The organism is Pseudobacteroides sp. (assembly GCF_036567765.1).
Classification (GTDB): domain Bacteria; phylum Bacillota; class Clostridia; order Acetivibrionales; family DSM-2933; genus Pseudobacteroides.
Genome location: NZ_DATCTU010000130.1, coordinates 1 through 4,340, shown reverse-complemented (window position 1 = coordinate 4,340; position 4,340 = coordinate 1). Strand labels below are relative to the sequence as shown.

General features: G+C 34.3%; 3 protein-coding genes and 1 pseudogene. 3 read left to right on the top strand and 1 reads right to left on the bottom strand.

Annotation, left to right across the window (positions count from 1 at the left end; genetic code table 11):
- The 3 genes and pseudogenes from VIO64_RS22540 to VIO64_RS22530 form a co-directional block, all read left to right on the top strand.
- Positions 1-704: pseudogene (locus VIO64_RS22540) on the top strand (hypothetical protein); the annotation flags it as partial.
- Positions 705-756: 52 nt separating this feature from the next.
- Positions 757-1,872: a PRC-barrel domain-containing protein gene (locus VIO64_RS22535; RefSeq protein WP_331922001.1), complete on the top strand. Its 1,116-nt coding sequence runs from the start codon at positions 757-759 to the stop codon at positions 1,870-1,872.
- Positions 1,873-1,908: 36 nt separating this feature from the next.
- Complete coding sequence (locus tag VIO64_RS22530; protein ID WP_331922000.1) at positions 1,909-3,279, top strand: VanW family protein; 1,371 nt, start codon at positions 1,909-1,911, stop codon at positions 3,277-3,279.
- Positions 3,280-3,339: 60 nt separating this feature from the next.
- Here VIO64_RS22530 and VIO64_RS22525 read toward each other — a convergent pair whose 3' ends face one another.
- The gene (locus VIO64_RS22525) at positions 3,340-3,966 is read right to left on the bottom strand and encodes an adaptor protein MecA (protein WP_331921999.1); all 627 of its coding nucleotides are present in this window, start codon (positions 3,964-3,966) and stop codon (positions 3,340-3,342) included.
- Positions 3,967-4,340 lie beyond the last annotated feature (374 nt).

Below are 4,340 nucleotides of genomic sequence, written 5' to 3'. Positions count from 1 at the left end.
AAGAAATTAGCGTAGAGGAAGTAGTAGAAGCAATAGAGTCGGATATTGAAGTAAGCGAAATAGAAATTGAAGAAGAGCCAATAGAGGCAGCATCCGAAGAGGAAATACAAGAGCCTGAAGTTGAGGAAGTAATAAATATTGAAGAAGAAATTAGCGTAGAGGAAGTAGTAGAAGCAATAGAGTCGGATATTGAAGTAAGCGAAATAGAAATTGAAGAAGAGCCTTTAGAGGCTGCATTCGAAAATGATACTCCTGAGATTGAAGAAGAATTAAGCATAGAATATGTGGAAACAGAAATTTCAGAAGTAGAAAATCAAAGCAATCAAGAAAATATAAACAATTTATTAGATTCTAGCCTATTAATTCACATAAGTAATGAGACAAATGTAAATACTATTAGTGATACTGACAATACTACATCAGAGATTAATTCTAAAGAGGGCAGTGTTGTTGACCGATTGATTGAGGAGGCCTTTATATTAAAAGCTTCTGGAGATTTAGAAGGGGCAATTGCAAGTTATATGTACGCTCTTGAGAATGATATAGAGGATCAGGTAGTGTTTTGGTTAGTGCTGGATATATGCGTATTGTACAAGCAGCTAGGAAAGTCTGACCTGGCAAAAGATATATTGGAGAGTTATGTTGCCAATTATGGGAATATTATGGATGAAGATGTTAAGGCACAGATTGTTTGTAATTTATAATAAAATTAATACAGTTTGATATTATGCAGCTTTAGAAGGGGGTTCCAAGGTAATGAAAAAAACTCAGGAAGTACTAGGTTTGCCCATAATAAGCATTTCTGATGGGGTTGAAGTAGGCAAGGTAAAAAGTATACTTGTAAACGCTATTGAGGGTACAGTGGACTACATAGTTGTAGACAGCGGAATTCAGATATTGAGTGCCCGCGTAATTTCCACTTCAAGCGTTTTAGGTATGGGGGAATATGCCCTCACTATTGAAAATGATAGTGCTATAAATGATATAGGTAGAATACCGGGTGCTATTGACCTGCTGCAGAAAAATATTCAAGTCAAAGGGTCAAAGGTTCTCACTAAAAAGGGCCGGTTAATTGGGGAAATCGGTGATTTCTATTTTGATGATGATAACAACTGCAGGATTACAGGACTTGAGTATATTGCTGATATAACTCATAAAAAGATAAGGATAATACCAAGGGCTAATGTAATAACCTTTGGAAAAAATCTGATTGTTGTTACTGAGGATGTTGAAAGTAAGCTTTTAGATAACATGTCCCAGCTAAGTTCTGGGGAAGGTCAGGCTAATCAGGAAAAAAAAAATTTGACAATTACCTCCGGTAAGGATTCTATAGAAAATGAAGCTAAAACAATTAATAAAGCTATAGATGAACTATCTGCAAACATAGATGAGTTGATAGCTAAAGACGGGGAAACCTTTTTTAACGAGGCACAGGAATCCATAAATGTATTAAGAGAAGACAGCATTATTCACACTCCTGCTGAGAATTTGGAAAGTATTTTGACAGAGGATCAATCTTCTGAAATATATGATGATACAGATGTTATAACACAGGAAATTGAAGACATGGATATCGTTCAGCAGCAAGAGGTTATACTGGAAGAAGTTGAAGTGATCCATGACCAGAGAGAAGAGAATAATTTCCCAAATAACGGGCATGCAGGGGCGGCTACAGAGCTAAAAACAAGCACACAAAGCTTGTTTGAACAGCGTCAAAAGCAGTATCTCAACGGCAGAAAGGCAACCAAAACAATTACAGACAGTGCAGGCAAGGTCATTGTAAGTTCCGGAGAAATTATTGATGAGGACATAATAGATATTGCAAAAACCAATGGTAAGCTTATAGAGCTAGTTATGAACAATAAAGCTTGATAAGCTTTATTGTGATTATATTTGGGAGTGACTTAGTTGAAAAGATGGAAATTTGCCATAGCACTAACTTTTATAATATTTTTTATAACGGCATTAGTCTCAACGGCAGGTTTTTTGGCTGTAGGCATGTTGACCAAGGATCAGGTTCCTCCCAATATCACTGCCGGTGAAATTGAAATTGGCAGGCTGTCGAGACAGGACGCTGTTCAAAAAATAAAAGAATACTATGGCAGCATATTTAAAAATGATTATATCAATATTAATTATAATATAGGAAGCATCGGCAAAATTTTTAGGATAAAGTACTCTGATATAGAGTTATCCATTGATGCAGAAGAAACTGTAAATCATGCAATATCTCAAAAAGGCACAAGTGCTTTTGAACGTATATTGAATGGGTATTTTACATCAAGGGTGGTTAAAGCTCCCATAAAAATAGACTTTAATAATAACAAGCTAAAGGAAAGCCTGAAACCCCTTGCATCACTAATAGAAAAAGAACCCAAAAATGCTAATGTATACCTTTTGGATGGAAAATTAAGGAAAGATACCAGTGAAGACGGTATAATATTAAATCTGGAGAATTCAGTTGAAAAAATAAGAAGATCAATATCGGAAAAGACAAATCAGCCAATAGTATTTGATTATAAAAACAATTATGAAATTAACGTAATTAATCCTGAATTTTCCCAGGATAAGTTAAAGGATATTGAGGATGTCATAGCAACCTATTCAACAGAAATAAAAGGCAGTGAAAATGAAAAGTATATAAAGATTGCATCTAAGGCCATAAACAAGGTATGGCTCAATGGCACAGTGAGCAGCGGCAGGCCGGTTGAGTTTTCTTTTAATAACTATCTTAGTAAGGAAAACGGTATTATGGAGGAAAATAATGAGGGATATAATCAGGTAGCCTCAACACTATTTGCGGCCCTGTTATTGACCGATATCGACAGAACCAGCATAACCAGGGTTTCTCACGAATCTTCAGTAGATTACATTGACCCGGGTTTGGATGTTATAGTGTTTGGAGATACAATAGACTTTAAATTTATTAATAGTATCGAAAGTCCAATCATGATTTTTTCTTCGGTAAAGAATAATAAAGTAACAGTAAGCATTGCAGGAAAAAAGAGGGATAAGTCGGTGGTTAACAACCTGAAGATTGATATTGAGAGCAAGTATCCCCAGGCTGTTATAAATGTAGAGGATGATAGCCTTGGCCCTGGAGACAAAAAGGTTATAAGTAATGGAAAGGAAGGGGTACTTGTAAAGGTTAGTCTGGAGACCCAAAAAGAAGGCGTGGTTATTAATAAAAAAGAACTCTATACCCAAAAATATAAGCCTTCCGATTCTATTGTTCAAATAGGACGGGCATATGACAATGATAATAATAATGCGAAATAAAAAAGTGGATAACATTAGTCCACTTTTTATTTCGCATATTTTCGTAATATAAATATCTGATCAGAAATAGGATTGTATCGTTTCAAAGGCATTGTATTCTACTATTTTGGTACCATACTCACTAAGGTATCCTTCGTAAAAAGCTGAATTTGTTATTTTTCGTCCAAACTCGCTTAGAACAGCTTCCACTGTTTTGGTATCGGTATTTCCAAAGCTGTATCTTGTAAGTACCAGGTAATAGAAATTCTTATATCTGTACAGGGTACTTTCACCTGAATATATGGAACTTATTTTGTTTGCAAGTGCAAGCAAATCCTCAAATGTGCTGAATGAGTATATTAAAACCGAAGACCATATCTTCTTGTTTTTCCTTTTAGCTCTTAAATCAGATTTTTTAAATCTGTTTTTAATGTATTTCTGAATGGATTCAAAATCATTTTCTTCATCAATCTTTGTTATGGTTATAATAAACCCTTCTCTAGGATCGGGAATCGCTTCAATACAGAGCTGGGAATCGGAGGAATTAAAACCGTATTCAATCTCAGCCTGCTCCATCATATCCCAGAATAACTCCTGCGTAGCAGGGGAATTATAATTTAGAGATGATAAATCAATGTTTCTCTCATCCAAATCATCTTTTGATATTGTGACCTTGATTTTATTATCATTTATTTTTTCTATCTTCATACGCATCACCATAATCTATTGACATATTTTGATGTTCGGGAAAGTATGGTATGCTTCTCCATAGTTTTCGCGGCCACATCAAGGTTGAAAAATCACTTCGTGACTTTTGAGTTGCCAAGAAATTGATAAAATCCTATTCCAGTCAATTAATGTATTATATATTATTAATATAATATATATCCAGGTGAGTAATTTATATAACATATAAATCGGATATTACTTGACAGTATTTATATTTACTTAAGTATATTATACTTCCAAAACATAAAAAAGAGAAGTAAAAAAAATTAACATTATTGAATTTATTTATGTCTAGGAAATTATGGTGTATGCTGCACCTATTTCAAATCTATACAATAAAAACTTTACTATTA